General features: G+C 72.3%; 20 protein-coding genes. 8 read left to right on the top strand and 12 right to left on the bottom strand.

Annotated features, from left to right (window positions below):
* The first annotated feature begins 2 nt into the window (after positions 1-2).
* The 3 genes from ACFRMN_RS12040 to eis are packed head-to-tail and all read left to right on the top strand — an operon-like array spanning position 3 to position 2554.
* Positions 3-848: an HpcH/HpaI aldolase/citrate lyase family protein gene (locus tag ACFRMN_RS12040; RefSeq protein ID WP_383017158.1), complete on the top strand. Its 846-nt coding sequence runs from the start codon at positions 3-5 to the stop codon at positions 846-848.
* Entirely contained in the window at positions 845-1375 is a 531-nt protein-coding gene (locus ACFRMN_RS12035) for a MaoC family dehydratase (protein WP_383017155.1), read from the top strand. The genes ACFRMN_RS12040 and ACFRMN_RS12035 overlap by 4 nt, the downstream gene beginning before the upstream one ends.
* Before the next feature lie 9 nt (positions 1376-1384).
* On the top strand, positions 1385-2554 hold the full coding sequence (gene eis / locus ACFRMN_RS12030; RefSeq protein WP_383017152.1) for an enhanced intracellular survival protein Eis: 1170 nt from the start codon (positions 1385-1387) through the stop codon (positions 2552-2554).
* A 229-nt stretch (positions 2555-2783) separates the two neighbouring features.
* On the opposite strand, the gene ACFRMN_RS12025 is transcribed toward eis, so the two are convergent.
* From ACFRMN_RS12025 to ACFRMN_RS12015, 3 genes are all read right to left on the bottom strand, one after another.
* Entirely contained in the window at positions 2784-3485 is a 702-nt protein-coding gene (locus tag ACFRMN_RS12025) for a response regulator (protein ID WP_383017149.1), read from the bottom strand.
* Positions 3482-4849: a sensor histidine kinase gene (locus tag ACFRMN_RS12020; protein WP_383017146.1), complete on the bottom strand. Its 1368-nt coding sequence runs from the start codon at positions 4847-4849 to the stop codon at positions 3482-3484. The genes ACFRMN_RS12025 and ACFRMN_RS12020 overlap by 4 nt, the downstream gene beginning before the upstream one ends.
* A 61-nt stretch (positions 4850-4910) precedes the next feature.
* Positions 4911-6992, bottom strand: coding sequence for an MMPL family transporter (locus ACFRMN_RS12015; protein WP_383017258.1), 2082 nt, complete (start codon positions 6990-6992; stop codon positions 4911-4913).
* A gap of 256 nt (positions 6993-7248) precedes the next feature.
* On the opposite strand from ACFRMN_RS12015, the gene ACFRMN_RS12010 reads away from it, so the two are divergent.
* The 4 genes from ACFRMN_RS12010 to dhaK all read left to right on the top strand — a co-directional run bounded on the left by ACFRMN_RS12010 (position 7249) and on the right by dhaK (position 10788).
* Complete coding sequence (locus ACFRMN_RS12010) at positions 7249-8124, top strand: class II fructose-bisphosphate aldolase (RefSeq protein WP_383017143.1); 876 nt, start codon at positions 7249-7251, stop codon at positions 8122-8124.
* A 2-nt stretch (positions 8125-8126) separates the two neighbouring features.
* Positions 8127-8966: an HAD-IA family hydrolase gene (locus ACFRMN_RS12005; RefSeq protein WP_383017140.1), complete on the top strand. Its 840-nt coding sequence runs from the start codon at positions 8127-8129 to the stop codon at positions 8964-8966.
* A 22-nt stretch (positions 8967-8988) separates the two neighbouring features.
* A complete protein-coding gene (gene dhaL, locus ACFRMN_RS12000; protein WP_383017137.1) occupies positions 8989-9711 on the top strand; it encodes a dihydroxyacetone kinase subunit DhaL in 723 nt (240 codons plus the stop codon).
* 81 nt (positions 9712-9792) lie between these two features.
* On the top strand, positions 9793-10788 hold the full coding sequence (gene dhaK, locus ACFRMN_RS11995) for a dihydroxyacetone kinase subunit DhaK (protein ID WP_383017134.1): 996 nt from the start codon (positions 9793-9795) through the stop codon (positions 10786-10788).
* 41 nt (positions 10789-10829) lie between these two features.
* On the opposite strand, the gene ACFRMN_RS11990 is transcribed toward dhaK, so the two are convergent.
* Positions 10830-11285 (bottom strand): hypothetical protein, encoded by a 456-nt coding sequence (locus ACFRMN_RS11990; protein WP_383017132.1) that lies wholly within the window; start codon positions 11283-11285, stop codon positions 10830-10832.
* A gap of 290 nt (positions 11286-11575) precedes the next feature.
* Positions 11576-11806: a hypothetical protein gene (locus tag ACFRMN_RS11985; protein ID WP_383017129.1), complete on the bottom strand. Its 231-nt coding sequence runs from the start codon at positions 11804-11806 to the stop codon at positions 11576-11578.
* Between the two features lie 227 nt (positions 11807-12033).
* Between ACFRMN_RS11985 and ACFRMN_RS11980 the strand changes: the two genes are divergently transcribed.
* A complete protein-coding gene (locus tag ACFRMN_RS11980) occupies positions 12034-12990 on the top strand; it encodes a hypothetical protein (RefSeq protein WP_383017126.1) in 957 nt (318 codons plus the stop codon).
* Between the two features lie 94 nt (positions 12991-13084).
* Here the strand turns inward: ACFRMN_RS11980 and ACFRMN_RS11975 are convergent, their stop codons facing one another.
* From ACFRMN_RS11975 to ACFRMN_RS11945, 7 genes are all read right to left on the bottom strand, one after another.
* On the bottom strand, positions 13085-15772 hold the full coding sequence (locus ACFRMN_RS11975) for an AAA family ATPase (protein ID WP_383017123.1): 2688 nt from the start codon (positions 15770-15772) through the stop codon (positions 13085-13087).
* Entirely contained in the window at positions 15769-17151 is a 1383-nt protein-coding gene (locus ACFRMN_RS11970) for a hypothetical protein (protein ID WP_383017120.1), read from the bottom strand. The genes ACFRMN_RS11975 and ACFRMN_RS11970 overlap by 4 nt, the downstream gene beginning before the upstream one ends.
* Before the next feature lie 11 nt (positions 17152-17162).
* Positions 17163-17930: a 4Fe-4S single cluster domain-containing protein gene (locus ACFRMN_RS11965; protein WP_383017117.1), complete on the bottom strand. Its 768-nt coding sequence runs from the start codon at positions 17928-17930 to the stop codon at positions 17163-17165.
* The gene (locus tag ACFRMN_RS11960) at positions 17927-19822 is read right to left on the bottom strand and encodes a VWA domain-containing protein (RefSeq protein WP_383017114.1); all 1896 of its coding nucleotides are present in this window, start codon (positions 19820-19822) and stop codon (positions 17927-17929) included. Before ACFRMN_RS11960 ends, ACFRMN_RS11965 begins: the two co-directional genes overlap by 4 nt.
* Positions 19823-19916: 94 nt before the next feature.
* Entirely contained in the window at positions 19917-21242 is a 1326-nt protein-coding gene (locus tag ACFRMN_RS11955; RefSeq protein ID WP_383017111.1) for a hypothetical protein, read from the bottom strand.
* Positions 21239-24034 carry a hypothetical protein gene (locus tag ACFRMN_RS11950; protein WP_383017108.1) on the bottom strand — a complete coding sequence of 932 codons (2796 nt, stop codon included), beginning with the start codon at positions 24032-24034 and terminating at the stop codon, positions 21239-21241. Before ACFRMN_RS11950 ends, ACFRMN_RS11955 begins: the two co-directional genes overlap by 4 nt.
* Complete coding sequence (locus ACFRMN_RS11945; RefSeq protein ID WP_383017105.1) at positions 24031-25266, bottom strand: hypothetical protein; 1236 nt, start codon at positions 25264-25266, stop codon at positions 24031-24033. The genes ACFRMN_RS11950 and ACFRMN_RS11945 overlap by 4 nt, the downstream gene beginning before the upstream one ends.
* Between the last annotated feature and the right edge of the window lie 5 nt (positions 25267-25271).

The raw sequence follows: 25271 nt of genomic DNA, 5'->3' as shown, positions 1-25271 counted from the left end.
CCATGACCAGCAACATCAGTCGGCCCGGACGGGTCTGGATCATCACCCCCGGCCTGCACGAAGACCGCTTCGCCAACGCGCGGAAGTCCGGCGCCGCGGTCTCTGTCGTCGACATCGAGGACTCCGTCGCCCTCCCCGACAAGCAGACCGCCCGCACCACCTCCGAAGCGTTCTTCGCCCACTCCGACCCGCCGTGCACCCTCGGCATCCGGATGAACAGCCTCACGACGATCGACGGCATCAAAGACCTCGCCGCCCTCGCCGCCTACACCGCTCGGCCCGACCTCATCGTGGTCCCCAAGGTGGAGTCCCCCCGCGACATCGAACTCGTCGCCGCCGTACTCGACGCCGACGGCTACACCCCCGACATCTGGGCGCTGATCGAAAGCCCCCGGGCCTTCGACACTCTCCCCGCGATCATGCGCGCACCCCGGCTCGGCGGCGTCATCTTCGGCTCTGCCGACTACGCCGCCTCCGTCCGCTGCGGCCTGGGCTGGGAAACCCTCCACTACGCCCGCTCGGCCCTCATCAACGCCGCGACCGTCGCGAACATCCCCGCCATCGACGCCCCCACCTGGGAACTCGACGACCCCGGCATCCTGCGCCGCGACGCCGAACGGGCCAAGGAACTCGGCTTCTACGGCAAAGGCTGCGTCCACCCCCGCCACGTACAGGTCATCAATGAGGTCTTCACCCCGACCACCGAGGAGATCGCGCAGGCCCGCGCCATCGTCGCGGCCGCCGACGCCGGCGGCGGAAGGGTGACCACCGTGGACGGGCAGATGCGCGGCACCCCCTTCTTCAACCGGGCCCGCGCGCTCGTCGCCGAAACGGACCGTACGTCATGAGCGCCGACCTGCCCCACAGCTACCGACAGATCGGTGAGGAGCGGATCCGCGAGAGCGTCGGCCTCGCCTACTCCGAACTCGCCCCCGGCCTGACCATCGAACACCGGCCCGGCCGGACCGTCACCGAACTCGACAACCTCCTCGGCGTCGCCCTGAGCGGCAACGTCGCACCCATCCACACCGATGCCCACTACAGCAGCCAGACCCGGTGGGGCCGCATCCTGGTCTGCTCCGGCGTCACCCTCAACCTCGTGGCCGGCATGACCGTCCGCAGCATCAGCGGCCTGACCACCGCCAACCTCGCCGTCGACCACGTGCGCTTCACCACGCCCGTCCACATCGGCGACACCCTGTACGCCGAGACGAAGATCCTCACCCGCCGAATCTCCGAGAGCCGACCCGACACCGGGGTCATCACCTGCCACACCACCGCACACAACCAGGACAACACCAGCGTCCTGGCCTTCACCCGCACCTTCCTCGTGCCTCTGGATGCCGACGCCGCCCGCGACGCCACCCACTACTGAGGGCGGACCATGAACCAGCAGCTGACCTTCACCCCGGCCGACGACGGCCTGTGGGAGCAGTACGACCGGCTCGCCACCCGCGCCTACGGCCACCCGGTCGGGGACATCACCCACCTGCGCGAGCACGCCGACCTTCAGGTCGCCGTTCGCGGCGGCCGGGTCGTCGCCGGCGGACTGGGCCTCCTCGTCGATCAGTTCTTCGGCGGCGCCCCCGTCCCCAGCGCCTGCCTCGGCGACGGCTGCGTGGCCCCCGAGGAGCGCGGCGAGCACCTGGCCGCCGACATGGCCACCGAACGACTGCGCCCCCTGATCGAACGCGGAGCGGTGATCTCCGCGATCGTGACCTCCTCCACCGGCTACGCCCGCCGCCTCGGATGGGAAGCCCCCACCGGCGTCCTCGCCTGGGCGGTGGCCACCGACGACCTCAAACGCTCCTTCGCCAATGAGGACTTCGAGGCCGAACACGGACTGACCGACGAAGCCGAAGCCCTCCAACGCGACCTCGCCCGCCAGTGGAACGGCCCCGTCCACCGACCCACCTGGTGGCCCCGGTGGAAGCACGACAAGAGCAACCTCACCACCTACCGCTTCGCCCGGCCCGGCCACCCCACCACCGGCCTGCTCAGCCTCACCACCAAACGGCACGAGCGCCACGGCATGAGCCTGGTCGTCCATGACTTCTGGGCCGCCGGCCAGCCCACCGCCGCAGCCATGTTCGCCTTCCTCGGCCACCACAACACCCGCGCCCGCACGATCGAGTTCCGGCGCGGCGCCCTCCCGCCCTACCCCACCCTCCTCCACGGACTCCGCCACCACCGCACAACCGCCGAAGCCTGGCACCCCTGGATGCTCCGCATCCTCAACACCTCCGAGGCCATCCGGCTCCGCGGGTGGCCCACCGACCTCACCGCCGCCGTACCGATCGAGATCGAGAACGAGACCGGCGACTGGGCCCGGTGGATGCTCCAGGTCAGTGACGGAGCAGCCGAGATCATCCCCACCCACATCGAGGGACAGGTGGTCTTCACACGGCGCCAGTTCGCGGTCTGGTACGCCGGCGGCTACCGATCCACCACCTCGGCCCGCATGGCCGGAGTCCACGCCACATCGGAGAAGGCGCTCACGAACCTCGTCCGCAGCACGGCACAGTTCGAGCCCTGGCTGCCCGACCACTTCTAACGGCCCCGACCCGCTAGGTCCTGTCTTCAAAGTAGCGCCGTCCGCCCGGAGGGTGGGCTCGGAGGCGTCCGGTGCGTGCGATCGCAAGGCGGAGGGTCACCCCAGTACTGGATGTACTGGGGTGATCCCGACAACGCGGCGAGCGTGCGTGCCGGACGCCTCCGAGCAGGCGGGACTTTGAAGACAGGACCTAGGTCCTGTCCGGTCCAGCGGGTCGGGCCGGCGGCCGTCAGTGGCACGCCGGCGCGTCCCCCTCCGTGCCGGGCCGTACCAGGCCCGACTCGTAGGCCACGATGACCAGTTGCGCCCGGTCCCGCGCGTCCAGCTTCCCCATCATCCGGCTGACGTGGGTCTTGACGGTCAGCGGGCTCAGCCCGAGTGATTCGGCGATCCCCGTGTTGTTCAGACCGCGGGCCACCAGGACCAGGACCTCGCGCTCCCGGCCGGTGAGCGCGGCGAGCCGGGCGGGCGCCGCGGAGCTCTGGTCCGTGACGGGCACGCGCAGCACCTGGGCGATCAGGCGTGCGGTCGGTCCCGGTGAGAGCAGGGCGTCACCGGTGGCCACCGTACGGATCGCGTCGAGGAGTTCGGCGGGCCGGGTGTCCTTGACGAGGAAGCCGGAGGCACCGGCCCGCAGCGCCTCGACGACATGCTGGTCGGTGTCGTACGTCGTCAGCATCAGCACCTTGACGCCGGCGAGGTCTTCGTCGGCGGCGAGCAGCCGGGTCGCCTCGATGCCGTCGAGATCGGGCATGCGTACGTCCATCACGATGAGGTCGGCCCGCGTGGCGCGGGCCAGCTCCACGGCCGAGCGCCCGGAGCCCGCCTCGCCCACGACCTCCATGTCGGGGGCCGACGCGACGAGCATCGCGAAGGCGGCCCGTACGAGCGTCTGGTCGTCGGCGAGCAGAACGCGAATGGGAACGGTCATCGATTTCCTCTTTCCGTACCGGATTCCCCCACGGCGACGGCGGCGGGCGTGATCATCCCGGCGAGGGCCCGCCCGGCGGGGGAGGCCGTGTCACGAGGGCCGGTACTGATCTTGTGGGCCCTGCCGGCCTTGGGGTTCTTGGTGGGCCCGGCGTCCCCGAGGCCCCGGCCCGGCCGGCCGGCGGCCCCGGCCAGCGGCAGCGTCGCGCGCACCGTGAAGACGTTGCCGGCGCCCGGGCCCGCCAGCAGCGTGCCGCCCACGCTGCGTGCCTGTTCCCGCAGGCCGATGAGCCCGAACCCCGGAGGGTGGGGAGCGGGCGGGAGCCGCCCGGCGGACCGGTTCGTCACCTCGATGTCCAGGGACCCGTCCGTCTCGCGCACCGAGACGCGGATCGCGGGGCGCGGGCCGCCGTGGCGCACGGCGTTGGTCAGTGCTTCCTGGACGATGCGGTACGCCGCCGCGCCCACGGCGGGCGGTGCCTCCAGTGTCTCCGGCACCTCCAGGGTCACGGGGGCACCCGAGGCACGCGTGGCGGCGGCCAGGTCGGGCAGGGCGCCCAGACCGGGCAGCGGGTCACGGCCGTTGTCCGGGCCGTACCTCAGGACCTCCAGCGCGGCGCGCAGTTCGAGCCGCGCCGAGCGGCAGGTCTCCGCGATCTCCTCCAGGGCCCGGGCGACGGCGGCGCGGTCCAGGCGCTGCGGATCCGCGTCCAGGACATGGGCGGCGACGGAGGTGCGCACGCCGACGAGCGTGATGCTGTGCGCCAGCAGATCGTGCAGATCGCGGGCGATGCCCAGGCGTTCCTCCGCGACCCGGCGGCGCACCTCCTCCTCGCGGGAGCGCTCGGCGCGCACGGCCCGCTCCACGGCGGCGGCGGCGTTCTGCCGGTGGTAGCGCACACAGATCCCGAAGGCGACGAAGGCGACGATCCAGCCGGACACGCGCAGCTCCTGGGCGGCCTCGGTCAGGCCCTGCGCGAACTTGACCGTGAGCACCAGACCGACGACACCGACGCCGGCCAGCAGGGAGCGCAGGACGGGCTGAGTGGCGGCGAAGGTGTAGAGGGAGACCATGGACACGGCCACCAGGGCGCCGTGGTGGTAGTCGAGCGCGTGGTACGGGACGAGGAAGGCGGTCATGGCGAGGAACGAACGCGTCGGCGCCGCGCGCCGCCACACCATGGGGACGTGCGCCGCCACCAGCAGTGTCCAGCCCAGCGCGTCGGGGGCGCGCCCCTGGTCCTGGGCGAACCGCGCGAGGGCGACCGCGCTCAGGACCAGGAGCGCGGAGAGCAGAAAGTCGCCGCGCAGGGTCCCTCGCGACGTCGGGGCGCCCGGGTCGGGGCGCCGCATGGTGGTGCTCACAGCCACACCGTCCGTCTCTGTCGGACGGGCGCCCCCGGAGACCGGGGGCGCCCGTGGGCGGTCACGAAGTGGGGGACAGGTCCCGTTCGCGCTCGGTGGGCGGCAGCACCGGGGTCCTGGACAGCGGGCCCGGCCACCACACCTTGCGGCCCAGGGCCACGCTCGCGCTCGTCACCAGGTACGTGCGCACCAGGAACGTGTCGAGCAGCACGCCGACCGCGATCACGAAGCCCAGTTCGATGAGCTGGACCATGGGCATGGCGGTCAGCACGGCGAACGTCGCGGCGAGGACGAGGCCCGCGGAGGCGATGACGCCGCCGGTCGTGCGCAGCGCGGTGAGCGCGGCCGTACCGGGGTCGGACCCGCTCAGGCACTCCTCACGCATCCGGTGCATCAGGAAGATGCCGTAGTCCACGCCCAGGGCGACCAGGAAGACGAAGGACAGCAGGGGCAGAGCCGGATCGGTGCCCCCGAAGCCGAGAAGCGGCTCGAAGACGAGGCCCGCGATGCCCAGCGAGGCACCCCACACGGCGACGACGGCGGCGAGCAGGATCAGCGGGGCGACCAGGCTGCGCAGCAGGGCGATCAGGATGAGCAGGACGGCGAACAGGACGATCGGTACGACGATGTCGCGGTCGCGGTCGTTGGTCTCCTTCAGATCCAGTTGCTCCGCGCTGGGACCGCCGACATAGGCGTCCTGACCGTCGAGCGCGGACCGCAGCGCCTTGATCGTGGCGGTCTCGCCCGGTGTCTGCGGCACCGAGTCGGTGACGACGGAGACCTCGGTCCAGCCCTCGCCGCTGCGCCCGCGCTCCGCGCTGCGCACACCGGACACACCGCGCACGGTGTCGAGCACCGTGTCCGCCCGGGCGGTCGTCGCGGTGACGACGACGGGCTCGGTACCGCGCTCCGGGAAGGCCGCGGCGAGGGTCTGCATGGCGGCCACCGAGTCGGGCTTCTTGTTGAAGGAGTCCTCCTGCTTGAGCGCTTCGGGCAGATTGAAGGTGCCCAGGGCGAGCGCGCCGAGCACCGCGGCACCGCTGAGGAGCACCGTCAGCGGCCGTCGGCCCGCCGAGCTGCCCATCGCGGCGAACAGGGAGCGGCGGACCTTCGGCCGCGACCCGTACGCAGGCACCGAGGGCCAGAACACCCGCCGGCCCAGCAGGACGAGGATGGCGGGCAGCAGCGTCATCATGGCGGCGAGCGCGCACAGCACTCCGAGGGCGCCGAGCGGGCCCATGCCGCGGCTGCTGCCCAGGTCGGCGAAGAGCAGGCACAGCAGGCCGACGGCGACGGTCCCGGACGAGGCGACCACGGCCGGTCCGCAGCCGCGCAGCGCGGCCCGCATCGCGTCGTACGGCTGCTCGACGCGGCGCAGTTCCTCCCGGTACCTGGCCACGATGAGCAGTCCGTAGTCGGTGCCCGCGCCGAACACGAGGATCGTCATGACGCTGGAACTCTGGCTGCTGATGGTCGTGTCGAAGAGCTGGTGCAGGCCGTAGGCGGCGCCCATCGACATGAAGTCGGCGATGCCCGCGACGGCGAGCGGGACCAGCCACAGGAACGGGCTGCGGTAGATGAGGATGAGCAGGATCGCCACGACGGCGACGGTGGTGTAGAGCACCGGCCCGCCCACGGAGCCGTACATCTCGCGCGCGTCGGTGGAGATGGCGTCGGGACCGCCGACCTCCACCGTCATGCCCTCCCCGCCGCGGGCGATGTCCCGTACGTCGGCGACGAACGCGTCGCGTTTCTCGTCGTCCTGGCCGGGCGCGGTCGTGCTGACCGGGTACATCACCGTGGAGCCGTCCTGCGAGGGCACGGCCTGGGGGGTGACGGTCAGCTCGAAGCCGTCGTCGATCCGGGCCAGTTGCTCCGCGGCCCTGGACTTGTCGGCCTCGGTGAGGGTGCCGTCACGGTGGTAGACCACGATGATCGACGTGGCCTCGCCGCCCGGCATCCTGTCCTGGATCTTGGCGGCCTGCGTGGAGTCGGCGCTGGCCGGCAGGTAGTCGACCGCCCGGTTCTCCTGGACGTCACCGAGCTTCGTCGCGAAGGGCGCGGTAAAGGCCAGCAGGGCGATCCACAGCCCGAGCATCGCCCAGGGCAGGGCCCGTCGTCGCTTGCCACTCCGGTGCTCCATGTCTCTCACGGGGCCCTCCCTTGAGGTCAATGTTTGTTAGCTATCAATCTTAATTGAGAGACTTCAGTCTCACGCGGGGAACGGAGCAATTCGTCACGCCGCAGGGGGAGGCGGGGCGTACTCCCACGGGTGGCCCGGGCCACCCCGTACTCCCACGGGAGTACGCGCCCGCCGCCGGGCCGGAGGGCGCCGGCGGGGCAGCGGCCAAAAGTGGCGCGGTGCCGTGCGCGGGCGTGGAATGGAGGAGCGGGGGCGGATGCGTGGAGGCGTCGTGGGTGTGACACCGCTGACCGAGATCCTTGCCAAGCCTTTCGACGAGCGCTTCGCCGTACCGGCCATCAACGTGTTCAACGACCTCACGCTGGAGGCCGTGCTGGCGGCCGCGGTGGAGAACGCCTCGCCGCTGATCGTGCAGACCTCCGTGAAGACGGTCAGGTCCATCGGAAGCGATGTCCTCTACGCCATGTGGACCTCGATGACCGCCGGCATCGAGGTGCCCGTCACCCTGCACCTGGATCACTGTCCGGAACGCGAGGTAATCACCGAGTGCCTGCGGCGGGGCTGGAACTCGGTGCTCTTCGACGCCTCCAAGCTGCCGGTCGAGGAGAACATGCGGCAGACCGTCGAGGTCGTCGCGGAGGCCCGCGCGTACGGGGCCGCGGTCGAGGGCGAGATCGAGTCGATCACGGGCGTCGAGGACGATGTGGGCAGCGACGCCGCCGCCGAGCGGCAGACCCTCGCGGTCGCGCTGGAGTTCCTGCGGACCACACAGGTCGATGTCTTCGCACCGGCGATCGGGAACGCACACGGGTCGTACAAGAAGGCGCCGGTGCTCGACGCCCAGCGCGTGTCCGATCTCGTGGCGGCCTATCCGGTGCCGATCGCGCTGCACGGCGGCAGCGGACTGTCCGACGAACAGTTCCGCGACCTGATCTCCCGGGGGTGCGCGAAGGTCAATATCTCGACCGCCCTCAAGGAGACGTACATGAAGTCGAACCTGGCCTTCCTGCGGACGGCGGCGGAGCGGCGGAAATGGGATCCGCCGTCGCTCTTCCGGACCGTCCGCCAGGACGTCATCGAGCTGGCCGGTTCGCTGATGAGGCTCTTCGGCAGCGCCGGGCGGGCGGGCTAGCCGTGCCCGCGCTCATCTTCGACTGCGACGGTGTCCTCGCCGACACCGAACGCGACGGGCACCTGCCCGCCTTCAACGAGACGTTCGCGGAATTCGGTCTGCCGGTGCGGTGGAGCGACGCGGAGTACGCGGAGAAAGTGAAGGTCGGCGGCGGCAAGGAGCGGATGCGGACGCTGCTGACCCCCGACTTCGTCGCCGCCGCCGGTCTGCCCTCCGACCCGGCCGCACTCGATGAGCGGGTCGCCGGCTGGCACCGGCGCAAGACCGAGATCTATACCGGAATCATCCGTGGCGGCGGCATTCCGCCCCGGCCCGGCGTGCGGCGGATCGCCGCGGCGGCGCACGAGGCCGGATGGACGCTCGCGGTCGCCTCCACCTCCGCGGAGGCGTCCGTCCGCAGCGTGCTCGAACTCGCCATGGGGCCGGAACTGGCCGCCCGCTTCAGCGTTTTCGCCGGGGACGTGGTCCAGCGGAAGAAGCCCGCCCCGGACATCTACGCCTTCGCCGTGCGCGGGCTCGGCCTGGACACCGCGGACGTCGTCGCGATCGAGGACAGCCGTAACGGGATGCTGGCCGCCCTCGGCGCCGGGCTTGCCTGCGCGGTCACGACCAGCGCCTACACCGGCGGGGAGGACTTCACCGGAGCCTCCTTGGTGGTCACCTCGCTCGGCGATCCGCCGCCCGAGGAGACCGTCACCCGGGTGCTGAGCGATCCACTCGGCGTCCGCCCGGGGCCCTGGGTGGTGCTCGCGGACCTGGCCGTCCTGCTCACCGCCGGTGGCGACGAGTCGTACGGCCCGCTCGATCCCGGCCCGCCCGGTCCCCGTCCTCGACCGCACTGACGTCGCGGCAGTCAGGAGAGTCATGCCATCGCCATCACCAACGCCATCACCAACGCCACCGTCATCACCAACGCCACCGTCATCACCAACGCCACCGTCATCGACGGCCGCCGACGACCTCACCTTCGTCGTCCGTACCATCGCCCGGACCGCGGTGGACAACGAAAAGGCCTTCGGCGACCTCGACGCCGTCGCGGGAGACGGCGATTTCGGGTACTCGCTCGCCCGTGGCTTCGAGATCGTGCTCACCGACTGGGATGCCCTCGCCTCGGACTCGCCGGCCGAATTCCTGAAGAAGGTCGCCCTGGTGATCTCCAAGCGGGTCGGTGGCACATCGGGGCCGCTCTGGGGCACCGCCTTCCTGCGGGCCGCCGGGGCCGTGAAGGACCGGCCGGAGCTGAACGCCGCGGACGCGGTGGCCATGCTGCGGGCCGCCGCCGAGGGGATCAAGGTGCGCGGCAGGTCCGACCTCGGTGACAAGACGCTGCTGGACGCGCTGATACCGATGACCGACGCCCTGGAGCAGCGGGTGGCCGACGGCGAACCGGCGCCCGGCGGTGCGGAACTCGCCGCCCTGGCCGCCACGACCGCCCGCGCCGCGGCCGACGCGACGGCGCCCATGCGAGCCAGACGCGGACGCCAGAGCTACACCGGCGAGCGCAGCATCGGCTCGCCGGACCCGGGCGCGGTGGCGATCGCGGTCATGGCGGAGCGCGTCGCCGCCGAGTGGGACGTACGCGACTGACGGCGGGCACCGGGCCGGGCGGCCCGGACCGGCTTCCGGCACCCGGCACCCGGGAACGGCAGGACCAGGAGGAGTTACGGCATGAAGAAGTTCGTCAACGACCCGAAGGACTACGTCGCGGAGATGCTGGAGGGACTGGCCCTGGCCAACCCCGAGACCCTGAAGTACGTGCCCGAGTACAACCTGATCATGCGCGCCGACACCCCCCGGGAGAACAAGGTCTCCATCGTGCAGGGATCCGGATCCGGTCACGAGCCGGCGCATGTGATGACCGTCGGCAAGGGGATGCTCGACGCCGCCTGTCCCGGCGACGTGTTCGCCGCGCCGCCCGCCGACTTCGTCTACGAGACGGTCAAGCTGGTCGCCTCCCCGAAGGGGGTGCTGCTGCTGGTCAACAACTACACCGGGGACCGGATGGCGTTCGAGATGGCCGAGGAGCTGTCGCAGGCCGACGGGGTGACCGTCCGTACTCTCTTCATCGATGACGACGTCGCCGTACAGGACTCGACGTACACCGTCGGCCGGCGCGGGGTGGCCGGCAACTTCTTCGTGATGAAGGCCGTCGGCGCGGCCGCCGAGCGGGGCGCGGACCTCGACGACGTGTACCGGATCGGGGAGAAGGTCAACGCCGTCACGCGCACCATGGGCATGGCGCTCACCGCGTGCACGCCGCCGGCGAAGGGTTCGCCGCTGTTCGACCTGCCCGAGGACGCCGTCGAGATGGGCGTGGGCATCCACGGCGAACCGGGCCGTAAGCGCGAGAAGCTACGGTCGGCGGACGCGATGGTGGGCGAGCTCGTCAGCGCGGTCGTGGACGATCTGCCGTACTCCTCCGGTGACCGCGTCGCACTGATGGTGAACGGCCTCGGCGGCACACCGATCGGCGAGCTGTACCTCGTGTACGGCCTGGCCCACAAGCAGCTGGCCGCGCGCGGCATCGAGATCGGGCGCAGCTATGTGGGGGAGTACTGCACCTCGCTCGACATGGCCGGCGCCTCCGTGACACTGGTCCGGCTGGACGACGAGATCTTCGATCTGCTCACCGACCCGGCCGAGATCCCGATTCGGGTGTTCTGACCGGGCGCGGCGTTGTCGGGGGCGCCGCGTCAGTACCGGCGTTACCGCATCTTGTCCGCCACGGCCTTCAGGCCGTCACGGGCGTTGTGGTAGGGGAACGGCTGGTAGGCGATCACCGTCGTCGGCCGGGCGACGAACGCCACGCCGCCCCGAGCGGCCACCGTCCTGTTCTGCTCCGTCGATGTGCCGTTCAGCGCGCCGAGGAACGGGTACAGGAAGTTGGTCTTCGACGACTGCGCGATTCCCAGCGAGTCGACGTACGTCTCCAGCGTGGTGTTCCAGTCGCCCTTGCCGCGGCGGTCGTTGTCGGCCCAGTCCACCTGGGCGGCGATGGTGAACGCCGCCATCGACATCGCTTTCACGAACGTCCCGAGCGGGTCGGTCGACAGGAATTCCATATCGCTGCTGCCGTACTGCCAGACGCCCACGGACATGTTCGCCGGCACCACCGGTACGGACAGCGCGGTGTTCAGCAGCTTCCAGAAGGTTGATGTCAACCAGTCGTCAACACCATCCGGCCGGCCCGGCGAGTGCGAATCCGCCGAAAATATAATTCGGGCCCTGATCCGGGGGTTCCTCAATTCGATGCCGTGGTCGACACGGCGTCCTGGCCGCCGCCTGGCCGAATATCACCGCCACAGGTCACAGCAACCGAACTCGGCACTCATAACCTCACCGTTATCCGCATAATGCGTCATCCGCCGGTGAATCCGTACATCTTGAGTTCTGATACGCGCAACACGGCATTGGCAGTGGGTTTTGTCGCCGGTCCGGTTGATCCGGCCCGCTATTCGAGAAGGGTTCCGAGGGCCGCGCGGGCGAGGTCGTGCGCCCGGTCGCTGTCAGGGGCGTCCAGGGCGCGGAGGTACCAGTGGCGAGCCTCCCGCGGCTTCTGCTCGGCGGCGGCGATATCGCCGAGCAGGGCCAACACCGGTGCGGTCAGGACGGGTTCCACGGGGTGCGGGCCGCCGGGGGCCGGTGCGGGGGTGCTTTCCGGTGTGGGGCGGGGTACGGGCACGGGGTCGCCTTCCTGTGCGGGACGGGTGTCCGTCGGCGCGGGCGGGATCTCCGCGCGCAGTTTAGATCCGAACAGGGCTGCCGCGCCGACGAATTCGGTGGAATGAGGGAGGTTTTCGCGCCATCGGCGGGACGCGCGAAGCCAGGCCGGGCAAGTACTCCATCCGGCCGCGACTTCGGCGCTACGCTGCTCGGACAGCGATATGAACAGGGAATCTGGGGGTGCGGATGACGGCCGCGGACGACATGTCCCCGGGTGGGCGGGCCCGTCAGGAACTACGGGGCGCGCTCACGGACGGTGCCGGAGCCTCAGCCGCCCTTTCGGCGCTGGGGGCCTCGATCCGGTGGGCCGCGGCGGCGCTCGCGGAGGCACGCGACGGCGACGGCGTCGCCGCGCTTGAGGGGGTGTTCGGCTTGTTCAACGCGCTGGAGGAGCTGCCGGCGCTGGCCGCCGAGGCGCCCCGCCTGGTGGCGGCCGCCCGGCCCGGTCAGCGGCTGACGGAGCAGTTGGACAAGCGGCTCGCGGAACTCACCGCACTCCACGGGCGGCTCCACGACGACCGGACGGCCCTGGAGCGGCTTGCCGCCACCGAGGACGAGCTGCGTCAACGTCTCGCGGACCACGAGGAGTTGCGGGAGCGGATCGCGGAGCTGCGCCGGCTCGAACGTCTGGTGGACACGCTGGACGCGCTGGGTGGACAGCGACGGGTGGTGGACGAACGGCTGGAGGCGCTGCGTGGCCGGGACAACTCCGAGGAGCTGACCCTGGCCGCGGACTGCGACACGTTGGTACGGCTCAGCGAGGATCAGCTGGACGCTCTCGGGCCGCGCGTCCGTGAGGCGTTGCGGCGGGCCGATGAGAGCGGCGAACGGCTCGCCGCGGAGGAACGGGAGCTGGCGCGGGCCAACTCCGAGCTGGATACGCTGCGCCGGCGCCTCGACGAGATCCGCGCCGAGCTCGGCGACCGGATTCCGGAGCTGAGGCGCTATGCCCGTGCGGACCGGGAGCTGGCGGAGGCGCTGTCCGCGCGGGACGATCGGGTCAACGGCGACGGCCGCGGCGACGGCCGTGGAGCCCGTCATACCGACGGCGGGACGGCGCTGGAACGGGCGCGCGCGGACGCCGCCGATGTGGAGCGGCATCTGACCGAGATCGACCGGGTGCTGCGGGAGGCGCTGGAGTAGGGGCGGGAGCCCGGCGGGTCGCCCCGCCGGGCTCGTCCTCGAAGAACGCTGGATGGGCTCGGTTTCCCGGCGACCGGCGACCGGCGACCGGCGATCAGCCTTCAGGGACGGGGACGTCGTCGACGGTGAACGTGGAGTTGTCGGCGGCGGTCGCGGCGGTCGCGGCGGTCGGGGCGGTCCCGTCCGGGCCGGTCCCGGCCGCGCCGGGTCGCGAGCGGCGGCCGAGACCGGTCTCCATGGCGGCGAGCAGGCCACGTACCTCGCGCGCGTTGCCGAAGCCGGTGGGGTCGGTTCGCCGTCGGGCGTCGAGCCATCGCCCGGCCCGCTCGGCGACCTCCGGTGTGAGGAGGTAGCCCTCGGCCTCGGCGCTCCGGCGCAGCACCTCGACAAGCTCCTCGGTGCTGTACGAAGGGAACTCCACGCGCAGCGTGAAGCGGGAGGCCAGACCGCTGTTGCTGCGAAGGAACTCGTCCATTTCGCGCGGATAGCCCGCGGCGATCACCACGAGCCGGTCGTTCCAGTGCTCCATCTCTCTGACCAGAGTGTCGATGGCTTCCTTGCCGAAGTCGGCGCCGTGAATGGCGGAGCCGCTGGTGAGGCTGTACGCCTCGTCGATGAAGAGCACCCCGTCAAGTGCCTTGTGCACGGCTTCGCGGACCCGGGGCGCGGTCGTACCGACGTACTCGCCGACCAGGTCGACGCGGGTGACTTCGACGACATGACCCTGGCGCAGCAGCCCGAGGCCGCGGAGCATCGTGCCCACGTCGCGTGCCACGGAGGTCTTGCCGGTGCCGGGCGGCCCCGAGAACAGCAGGTGCGGGGGCGCGGGCAGGTCTCTGCCCCGGGCCTGGCGCAGCCGGATACGGTCCGCCAGGGCGGTGATCGCCTCGCGCACCGAGGCGAGGCCGACCATGTCGTCCAGGCCGGACAGCAGCGTGCCGTCGTCGGGCGGTGGCGCGGGCGGGCGGCAGTCCTCCGGCAGGTCCTCGATGGAGAGCGGCTGATCGATGTCTTCGCCGACCCGGGCGGCCCAGGCCGTGAAGATCCTGCTGCTGAGCTCGCGCATGGTGCCGGCGTTGCCGAAGTCGGGGCGGCGCGTGGCGTGCAGTTCGGTGACGACCTGAAGCAGCTGCCCGGCCAGCGTCTTGTCCCAGATCAGGCCGCTTGCCTCCAGGTTCCCCAGCAGGATGGTGTGCAGGACGTCCGGCGGGTAGTCGGGAAAGGTGATGCGATGGCCGAACCGGCGGGGGAGGCCGAGGTCGGAGGCGAGGAACTCATCGATCATGTGGGGGTAGCCGGCCGCGATCACCACGAGCCGGTCCCGGTCGTTCTCCAGCCGGGTGATCAGAGGCTTCAGGACGTCCCGGTCGAAGCCGCCGTTCTCGCTGTTCAGGCCGTGCACCTCATCGAGGAACAGCACTCCGTTCATGGCCTCGTCCATCACGGCGTTGGCCCGGGCGGCGGTCTGTCCGACGTAACCGGCGATCATGTCGTCGAGCCGTGCCTCCACCACATGGCCCTTGCTCAGCACGCCCAGCTCCCGGTACATCTCGCCGACGAGCCGGGCCACCGTGGTCTTCCCGGTACCGGGCGGACCGGCGAACAGCATGTGGGGGGAGGCCGTCGCCGCCCCGGTGCCGCGCCCCCGCGCGCGCAACAGCCGTTCGCTGACCACCCGCCGGCGCATCTCCTCAAGATGTTTCTTCACGGGCTCCAGGCCCGGCAGGTCGGCCAGCCGCTCTTCGGCCGACCGCGTGTCCCGGTCGGCGGATGTTCCGGTACCGGGCCCGGCGGAGCGGGGCAGCCAGCCACGCTCGGCCAGCTCCTTGCGGCTGAACGGAGTGTCGCCGAGGGACAGCAGGTGGCTGCGCCAGTTCTTCACGGTGAGCGGTTGGGCCGCCATCGCCCGTACCACGGTGTCCAGTTCGCGCCAGTTGGCGATACGGAGTCCGTGGCGTAGTCGCAACCGCTGTACGAGGCGGTGCAGTTCGGCCTCGTCCGGATACCCGATACGGGCGGAGGGCGCGCCCCGCCGACGCAGCCGGGCGACCAGGCCGGGGTAGCCACTCAGCGACTCGACGTACTCCACGCAGGCGTCGAACGTCGCGCGCGCGAAGACCAGGACGACCGGGTGATCGTAATCGCCGTGCCGTGCCCAGTCGCCGAAGAAGGTGTTCAGGGGGCGCGTGGCGTCGGTGTGCCGCAGCGTGCTCTCCGCGTCGGTGAACACCACGGCCGTGCGGCGCGGGGGGTTCGCCAGATAGCCGGACAAGGTCATGACGGTGAAGGGGTCGGAGAGGGTGCGCGGCGGTCCGGGCTCGGCGGGCGCGGTGGTGCGCTCCCCGGCGGGCCCGGCGTTCCGCGCCTCGGCGGGCGGACGGACCACCAGCCGGCCGAGCGGGCCGCGCAGACGGGGATGGCGCATCAGGCCCGGCCCCGCCGATCCCGCCTCCCCCGTCGATCCGGCCGATCCCGCGTGCCCCGCCGGTCCCGCCGGTCCCGCCGACGGCCGCGCCGGCGCGGCCGCTCGGGCGCGGCCGGCCGGCCGGGACCGCTCCTCGGAGTCCGGGTCCAGGAAGTACAGCGGCCGGCGCTGGGAGCTGTACGCCACATACGCGCAGGACTCGGCGCGCAGCAGATGCCACAGTGAGGCGTCCAGGTCTCGTTCCCGGTAGTCGGTGCCGATGAAGGTGTCGTCCACGCCGGGCCCGTACAACACGGTGAACGGCTCGCCGGTACTCAACCGCAGGTCAGCGAAGCGGGAGCCGAGCCGACCGGTCATGAGGAGGCACCGGGCGCGGCGCGCTTGCCCAGCCGGAACCGGTTCAGGTCGGTGGCCACCGGGTCCGGGACGCCGGGCTCCGTCTCCAGGGGACCGGTCGGGTGCCCGTCCTCCTGGAGCGCGCGCTGCACCGCCTCGGCCCGGTCCCTGATCTCACGTTCCGCGACCGTGTCGTAGTCGTACGAGAGGACCCGCAGCACCTGTCCGGTCTCACCGTCCGGCGCGGGCAGGACCTGCACCACGATCTCGTTGCCGTTCGCGTGCTGGAGGACGGCGTGGTACGAGCGGCGCTCGTCCTCGTCCAGGTATTCGCAGTCCGTCAGCTCATAGGCGCCGATACGGGACAGCGTCTCGGCCACCGAGTCGGCGAGGTTCACGCGGAGCTGGGAGGCGAGCTGCCGCATGCCGGCCCGGTCCACGAGTTCGCCGAGCCGCTGCTCCAAGTCCGCTGCCTCGGCCGTCAGTTCGCGCTGCTCGGCGGCGGTCGTGGCGTCGTTCCTCGCCAGGGAAAGCCGTTCGGCCAGGTGCTCGCGCAGGTCCTTGAGCTCGCCCTCCGACCAGTGGTCCACGTCGAGTTCGACCCCGGGCAGCGGCTGTCCGTCGGGGCCCATGACCGGCCTGACCTCGTTCTCCGTGATCAGCGTCTCGACCAGGACCAGGGCGTCGGTGGCCGCGGTCGCGGCGAGCCGCCGTTCCAGCTCCCGGTGCTCGATGTCGAGACGCAGCTCGCTGAGGTCGAGGTAGGCGCGCTGCGCGAGGGCGAGCGCGGCCTCGTACTGGCCGATGTCGCTGTTCTGCCGCGCGGTGTCGAGATCCAGGCGGAGCCGGTCGAGTCTGCCGGGGGCGTGGCGTTCGTGCGGCAGGGTGGTGGCGATGAAATCGGACATGGTGACACCGTCGGAGAGCCAGCCCCGGGTGGCGCTCGCGGCGCGCTCGCGGCTCCCGGCGAGCTCGTCGACGCGTCCGGTGAGCTCGTTGACGTGTCCGGTGAGGCCGGCGATGTCGCGGCGGCGCTGGTCGCATTCGGCGGCGAGCTCACGTTCCAGGGCCGTGCGCTGTTCGTCGAGCGCGGTACGGGTGTCGCGTTCGAGGCGTTCCGCCGTCCCGCGCAGTTCCCGGTGCAGGCGCTCGGACTGCTCGCGCAGCCTGCGGTCGGTGTCCCGCTCCAGCCGCTGGGTCTGGGCCGAGAGGCCGGAGAGCGCCTGTTCCGTCCGGCGGGTGTGCTTCTCCAACGCCTTGCGGGTACGGGCCTGGTCGGCCTCGGTCCGCCGCCGGACCTCATTGAGGAGCCGGGGAACGTCGCGCCGTACCTGCTTGAGGTTCTGGGCCGCCCGCTGGGCCTGGTACCACGCTGTCTCGTCCACCAAGATGCGTTTCATGCCGCTCATGGTCAGTCGTCCTCACCTGGTCGGTTGTCCGCTGGTCGGTTGTCCTCGGTCCCCGCCCGGGGGCGCCGGGGTCGCTGAGGTGTGTCGTCGGTGGGGTGTGGCGTCGCTGGAGGTGCTGGGGGCGTCGCCTCGGGTGTCCCGGGCAGGCTCAGCCGCGAACGGGCCTTCTCCACAGCGGAGTTGAAGGCCGCGAGCAGCCCCGGGGGTGGCACCCCGACGAGCAGGGCGGTGGGCCCGTCCACAGTGATCTCGGCGGTACGCGGCCGGCCGGTGAAGTCGTATCCGCATCCGGCGAGCCGGGGCGTGAGGTGGTGGACGCGCTGGTTGCCGCTGCCCCGCAGCCCCTTGCCGTCGTCCAGGCGGGCGACGTACTGGCCGTCGATCAGCACATCCAGGAGTCCGACGAGCTCGGTGACCCCAGCTGAGGGCGGCCGGGCTCGCAGCCGTTCCAGGCGGTAGCCGGTGAAGCAGATCACCGAGAGGTCGCGCCGCGCGCGGGCCGCGCGGACCAGCGCGGCGAGCCCGGCGGCCTGGGCCATCGGCTCGCCGCCGGAGAGCGTCAGACCCGTCACGCCGGGGTCGGCCAGCAGTTCGCCGGCCAGCTCGGCGGGGTCCACGCGGCGGGCGGGGCGGTTCGGGATCCACTCCGGCGCCAGACAGCCCGCGCAGTGGAACGGGCAGCCCTGCACCCACACCACCGACCGCCGCCCGGGGCCCAGGGCGTGGGTGCCGATCCGGGTGGCGGCGACGTTGAGGTCCTGGCCGGTCATGGCAGCTCCGGTTCGGAGGGCGCGCGCCGGTCGCGTTGCGCGGGCGGCTGCGCGAATGGCTGCGCGGGGGGCTGGGTGGCCGGCTGCGCGAGCGGTGGCTCGGGCGGTCGCGGCGGGGCGCCGAGCCAGGGCCCGTCCCCGCTCGGCGGAAGTGATCCGGGCCGCGGGATCGGCTTGGGGCCGGTCTCCGCACCGGCCGCCGCTGCGGCCGACGCCCCGGGCGGCCCGACGCGGTCCGGCCGGTAGGCGAAGGTGATGCCGTTGATCACCACGTCGTCGCCCGGCCGGCAGACGGCGTTCGCGCTCCGGGCCGGTGTGCCGTCCGGGCTGTAGCGGAGGTGCAGCGCGATCCCGCGACGGCCGTCGTCCGCCCGGAACCGGCGGCCGTGCACGCTGCCTCTGCCACCGATCCGCGGTGGTACGAGCGTCAACCGCCGCCCGCGCAGGACGACATGGTCTCGCGGGCGGTCCTCGAAGTCCGGGGCCGAGGCCGGATACAGCACCAGTACGCCGCTCAGGACCGGCCGGTTACGCCGCAGCCAGAGCAGCAGGACCCCGAGGAGGGCCGCCACCGGCACGCCGATCAGCAGGGGAAGCGCCAGCGGCGAGCCGATCTCGGCCCGCAGCCGTATCCCCTTGTCCGGACCGTCCACCGCCGCCGGCACCTTGAACGTCACGTCGTCGAGGGTGGCCGCCCAGGGCGTCGCGACCTCGCCGTGCACGGTGAGGCCGGCTTCGGCCTCCCAGGTCCGCCGGACCGGCAGCGCGCCGGCGTCGGGCTCGCCCCGCACCTGGACGTCGAACCGCCGTTGCGCGCCCGGCTTCAGGGACACCCGGTCCGGCAGGCCGGTGACGGTGAGCGGCTGTCCGTTCAGGGTCGCCCTGAGGCCGGTCACGGTCAGCGGCACCCGCTCGGTCGTGGCGGTCAGCGTCAGCGTGGCCGCTGCCCCGCCGTCGCCCAGGTCGAACGTCCCGGCGGGCGACCACGCGGCGGTGACGCCCTTGCCCGCGTCCTCCGCGATCAGCCGCGCGGCCTTGCGCGTCCGGGCCCGCTCGGCGGCCCGCCCGAGATACTCGTCGAGGTCCTGCACGGACTCCGGGCGCAGTTCGGTGGTCTTCGGGACGACGCGGGCCAACTGCGCGGTGCCGGACTCGTCGGTCACCAACGGCAGTGAGTAGGCGGCCAGTTCGCGTCCGCCGGCCAGCTCGGCGCCCCGGTCGCGCAGCGCGTCCCAGGCCGGTCCGTCGGCCTTGGGATACCTGGAGCCCTTCGCCGGCTCGTGCTTGCCGTCGGTGAACATCACCACGGACCCGACCTCGGCGGCGCCGGGCCGCTCCAGCTCGCCCAGGCCACGGTCCAGGGCGGCGCCGATGTCGGTGCGCACACCGGAGGGACCGGCGCGGGCGGGCAGCTTGTCGACGATGCCCGCCGGATCGGACGGGCGGCCCAGATAGACCGTCTCGGCCTTGTTCCCGAAGGTGAACAGGGCGACGTAGTCCCGCGGCGACAGGCTCTTCAGGAACGGCAGCAGCGCCGACCGCACCGACGCGTACCGCCCCTTGCTCAGCATCGAGCCGGAGACATCCACCAGGATGACGTAGTCGGCGGGGAGTTCGTCCAGGCCGAGCTCGGTGTAGATCTCGGTACGGCCGGGCTCCGGTCCGGCCTTGGCAGGAACGACGGCCCCGCCGATGTCCGTACGGGCGATCGCGGGAGTCGCCCCGGTCGCTGGAGTCGCCCCGGCTGCCGGAGTCGCCCTGGCTGCCGGAGCCGCCCCGGACATCGTGGCGGCCAAGGCCGTGAGCCCCAGGGCGGCCAGCCCGGAGACGGCGCGGTGGACGGTGCGGACGCGCGCGTGTCCTGTTCTCGCTCGCGACGGCGGCTTGTTCATCAAGTGAGGGCTCCTCGGGCGCGGCACCTGGTCAGAGGCGGTCTGGTCAGGGCGGTCTGGTCAGGGCGGTCTGGTCAGGGGCGGTGGGGACGGATCAGGTTTCGGGCGGGACGGGCAGTGGGCCGAGCGGTACGCGGGTCTCGGTCTCCGGGCCCGCCGCGACCGGGCGCAGCACCAGGGCCGCCGCCCCGTCCGCGGCGACCCGGACACCGACCCGGCAGAGCCCTTCCGGCGAACCGGTGGGCAGCGTGATGTCCGGCAGCGGGACCGGGCGGCCGTCGGGGCTGACGGCCTCGACCCGCAGCGGGCGCCCGGCCGCCGCGTCGGGAAGTACCTCGGCGGGCCGGCCGGCCCGTACGGCGAACACGGTGTCACCGCCCGGCTCCAGGGCCCCGGGGGCGGACAGCTCAAGCTCCTCGGTGTGCGGTCGTCCGGCCGTACGGCTGTGGGTACTGATACGTACGGCGTACGGGTAGCGGTCGCCGGGGTCGGCGAGCCCGGCGGCCACAAGGGCGCCGCCGACCGCCGCCGCGTACCCGGAGTCCACCTCCCCGGGCAGCGGAAGCAGCCGGTGACTCCTCCCCAACTGCTTCGCGAGCGGCAGGAGTCGGGCCAGACCTCCGGCGAGCAGCAGTGGGGGCGGCTCGGCCGCGCCGGGCGGCGCGGCGATCTCGGCCAGGGCCCGGCGTACCGCGTCGATCAGCGGGAGAAGCGATCTCCGTACGATCCCCGCGGTGATGTCCCGGCCGGCCAGGCGGTAGACCACGGTGTCGTCGAAGGGGTCGGGGCGACTCATCGCCTGGTCCACGGCGAGCCCCAGACGGCGCCCGCCGGGATCGTCCCGGCGCGCGGCCGCAAGGCGGCGGTGCCCTTCCTCGTCGTCGGACAGACCGGCGGCGGTGAGGATCGCCCTGTCGAGTTCCGCTCCCAGGAGGCCACTTGAGCCGGTCTCCTCGGCCGTGGCACGAAGCAGTACCGAGGAGCCGGCCAGTGTGCAGCGAGCGGCGTCGACGGCGCGGGCCCCGGCATCGCACACGAGGTATTCCCCGGCGCCGGCCGTCCCGCCCGCGGTGTGCCGGACCAGGGCGAGCAGGGCGTGCGCGGTGCCGATCGCGCGGACCCGTGGACAGCCGTCCGCGGCGAGGGCGGCCGTCGCGGGCCCGGCGAACTCGCGCGCGTCGCGCCGCGGCAGGACCACCACGGCCCCGGCGGGCGGACCGTACTCGGCGCGGTAGGCACCGTACGCCTCGCGCAGCGCCTCGATGGGCCCGCCGCGCGCGGCGGCGGAGAGCGGCAGTCCCTCGCCGGGTATGTCTCCGCGCAGCGATACCGGGCGCGGCGGCCCGGCGCCGGGCGCCGCGACGACGAGCCGGGCGTAGCGGGTGCCGATGTCGAGGGCGAGTGCGTGCGGCCGGTTCATGCCTGGTCACCACCTCGGCGCCGCAGCCAGGGCAGCCGGGGCCCCTTGCCCCGGCCGGGGTCGGTGACGGGTGCCCGGCGGGACAGGTCGCTGTACGGGCGGCCTCCGGAGGGTCCCGGTGGTACCGGCGGGGACCCCGGCACGGGCGTTGTCGTCTGCCTGCGGGACGGCTTCCGGTCCAGGAGTTTGATCGCGCGTTCGACGCTGTCCTTCAGCTCCTGGTGGCGTTCCAGTGCCCGTTCCCGGATCAGTTCACCGAACCGCAGCTGGGCGATGGAGTAGTAGAGCAGGTCGCCGAGGTACCGCTGCGGGGAGTGCCGGTTGAGGTGCCCGGCCAGTCGATGGACCGACTCGCCGTGTCCCGCGTGATCGTGGAGCCACGGCGCGATCGCCTCAAGTACGGCCGAGGGATACTCGACGATCTGCTGCGCGCCCCTGACGTACCGGGAGTTGGGGCTGGCCACCACGATGGCGTCGCCCAGCGCCTCGGGAGCGGTGGTACGGGTGGCGACAAGCCGGCGGATCTCGGCGGTGTGGGCCAGCCACTGGAGGTCGGGGTGGTTCCGCAGGCGCTGCTCCCACTGCGCGGGCATGCCACGGGTGATCCAGTCCCCGGCGCGTTTCAACAGCTCGGCGATCCGGTCGAGCAGCGGGCCTTCCAGATTCTTCAGACCGCCCTCGTCCGAGGGTTTCTGGGGGTTGGTCAGCTCCCACAGCACCGGATAGGGCACCTGGTCGAGCCGTTCACCGACCAGCCCCGAGGTCAGCGCGGCCTCCCCCCGGCTCGACAGCTCCAGTTGGGGCACCTCCCGCCTCAGGACCGCGGCGTACTCGGCGGCCGCTCTGTCGTCGTCCGCGATGAGGCGGGACCGCTGCATGCCCCAGCCGAGCACAAGGAGCTGGAGCAGATCGGCCCAGGCGGCGTGCCCCCCGGCAAGGTGGGGCCGCTTCGGTACGAGGACGTCGATGCGGCGGAGCAGGAAATCCCGGTCCGCGTCGGTACCGCTCCGGCCCACCGCGACCTCGTACAGCTCCGGGTGAAGCGAGGAGAGCGCGTCCGGATTACGGGCGTGGCAGGCGAGGCTGAGTCCGGTGCGCCAGGCCGTCGGGGAGATTCCGGCGAACGCGTCGATGGCGGCCCGGTCGGCGGGGACGGCCGGCGGTTCGCGGTGGATCAGGGCGACGGCGCGCAGCCAGTCCGGCACCTTCCGCTCGCCCTCCGCGCCCGGCCATCGCGGCGGTTCGATCCCCGTGTCCGGCGAGTACGGCGGTTCGATCCCCGTGTCCGGTGAGTAGGCCGGTTCGCTCGCCGTGTGCGGCCGGTGCAGCAGTTCCCGGACCATCCGGTCGTCCAGCGTGTTCCGCTCGGCGTTGACGTCGAGCCAGTCAAGGGTCAGTCGCGGACGGCGGACGAGGACGGCACGCACGGCGGCGGCGGTGTCCTCGTCCAGCCCCTGCCGCAGGGCATGCAGCAGTTCGCTCCGCGACCGCAGGCCCTCCGGCGTCCCGGCCGCCGCGCCCCCGTCGAGGTAGCCGGCCAGGACCACGGCGTGGGCCCGCCGGTCCCGGGGTCCGGCGGCGGCTGCCAGATCGAGGACGGCACACACCCGCTTGAGTGTCCGGCTCTCGACGGGCCAGGAGTTGAGTTCGTCCGCGAGGGCCCTGCTCACCCGCGGGGTCCAGTGCTCCAGAAGCAGGCGCCGGGCCTGCTCCCGCTCCGCCTCGGAGCAGGCGCCGGGCAGGGTGCGGCGCGCCAGATGACGCGCCACCGCGGTGGCCTCCCGCTCGGTCAGGTTCTTGAACGGGCTCAGGCTCAGCAGTCGTGCCACATCGCGCAGTTGGCCGACGCCCCGGTCGATGTCCCTCACCACCACCGACAGGAGGTCGAGGTCCCGCAGGTGCCGCAGAGCCTGTTCGGCGTCGTGCGGGGTGAGCGGGTCGCGATGGGACAGCAGGTGGGTGAGCAGGGTCTCGATGCCCTTCTTCTGCCTCAGGCCCAGCAGTTCCGCCAGGTAGGCACGGCCGTGCTGGGTGCCGGGCTCCTGCGGGAGCTGCCCGGCGAGTACGGCATGGCACTGGTTTCCCCTGGGGCGCAGCGCGAAGGTCAGCCGCAGCTCGTGGTCGGCGCCGTGCCCGGCCCAGGTCGCGGCGGTCAGCCAGGCGCGGCTGCCGTACGGCAGCAGGGCGCAGATCCCGTCGAGCACGGCGACCCGGGTGACGGCGTTCAGATGGGCGTGGTCGGGGGAGAGGGTGATGGCCACATGCCGCCCCTCAAGGAGCAGCGCGGCGGACCGCGCCGCCCACTCGAACCCGATGCTCCGGTCGATGTACCGGGCCAGCTCCGCGACATCGACGGGTGCCGCGCCGAGAACGGTGTACGGCGGGTGCGGGGCGTCCGCGCCCATGGCCGGCCACTCGGCGTCCAGCGCGGCGTTGTAGAGCGAGGACCAAGTGAGCCCCGCGTCGGCGGCCGGCTGCCAGTCGAGGAGCAGCAGCCGGGCCGAGTAGCTGATCCGGCCGGTGGCGTCCCGCCCGCCCGACCACACGGTCTCCACCAGGCCGGTCGCGGGCCTGCCGGCCTCGATACCGCCGAGGAACGCCACCCAGGGCAGCGCGTCGGGGGCGTGGGCCCGGTCGGGGCGTGGCGTCTCCGTGGACGCCGCCCAGAAGTACTTCTGGGCGATCCGGGGCTCCACGCTGCCCGCCTGTACGTCGTAGGCCACCTGGCCCGGCGCCTTGCCCTGGAGGGACCAGGCGGCGCGCACCGAGGGCCCGGTCCGCGGCCCGCTCACCTCCGCCCCCACCGCAGCCTGCCGCCGCGCGGCGGCCGGTCGGCCGTGCCCCGCAGGCCTCCCTCAAGGGACAGCAGCGGTTCGATGATGTTGATCGGCATCGGCGGAGAGCCGCAGATCCGCCCGCCGTCCGGCTCCACATTGACGTAACTGCGGTAGTCGAACTGGTTGTGGGGGTTGAGCCGGAAGCCGATGGCGGAGCTGGCGTAGTAGGACATCCGGGCGGGGTGGAAGAAGTTGCGGAGGGCGTCACGGACCAGGCGGGCGCTGCCGCCGCGGAAGCTGTCGCACATCCAGTCGAAGTAGCCCGGTGCCTGGTGGTCGGGGACGCACGGGATGTCGCCCGTGCGCTCCTGGGTGACCCAGCCGGCCCGCAGCGCCGGCTCGAAGACATCCGGGTGGTCGAACTTGGTGATGCACACCGCGACGTGGTGCGGCAGCCGGCCGTTGGCGAGGAGACGGCCCTCGTCCCGTACCCGGCCGGCGATCTGACTGGCCATCCCGAAGAAGTAATTGATGCTCGCGGTCTGCTGGTTGGCGTCCAGGAGCGGGTCGAACAGATAGACAAGGCCGCCGCAGTTCGTCAGATGGGTCACGGCCCGGTCGTGCAGCTCCTCGCCGACCTGGTTGGACCTGGGGTTGAACGCTTCCCCGGGGAGGTCGAGCACTTCGAGCGCGAAATTGACCCGGCGGGCACGGAGGCCCCGGGCGCCCGGCAGCTCGCCGGAGAACGACCACCGGAGGTCGCGCTGCGCCCGGGTCGCCTGCGGGAACCGCTGCTCCGACACCAGCTGATCCACGCTTTCGTGCAGGAACTCCGCGGAGGAGGGGTCCATCCCGGCGACCACCAGGTTCGCCCGGCCGCGTCGCTGATGCTGCATCGCGGCGATCGGCACGGCGCCCAGGAACGTCGTCTTCCCGGAACCGGAGGCTCCCCACACGCCGATCCTGACACCGCCGGGAGAGGCGCCCGGTACGCCTATCGGTGGCATGACCCGGTCGGCCACGCTGTGGTTGTCGGTGGCGGCGGGCCGCGGCGGGTCGTACGCGGGCAGCGGAGGCGGGACGGGGGGCGGTACGGCGCCGCCGGGCGGCGCGACGTCGCGGCCGAGTGGCTGCCAGGCGCGGCTCGTATCGGAGTGCCCGTTGGGGGAGTACCCCTCGTCCGGGAAGCGGTCCCCGTCCCCGTCGTCCCCGGAGCCCGGGTCAGGTCGATGCGTCGGTGTCGTCATGGAGT

The organism is Streptomyces sp. NPDC056835 (genome assembly GCF_042789485.1).
Classification (GTDB): domain Bacteria; phylum Actinomycetota; class Actinomycetes; order Streptomycetales; family Streptomycetaceae; genus Streptomyces.
The sequence above is the reverse complement of the archived record's forward strand: the minus strand, read 5'-3'. Positions and strand labels throughout refer to the sequence as shown.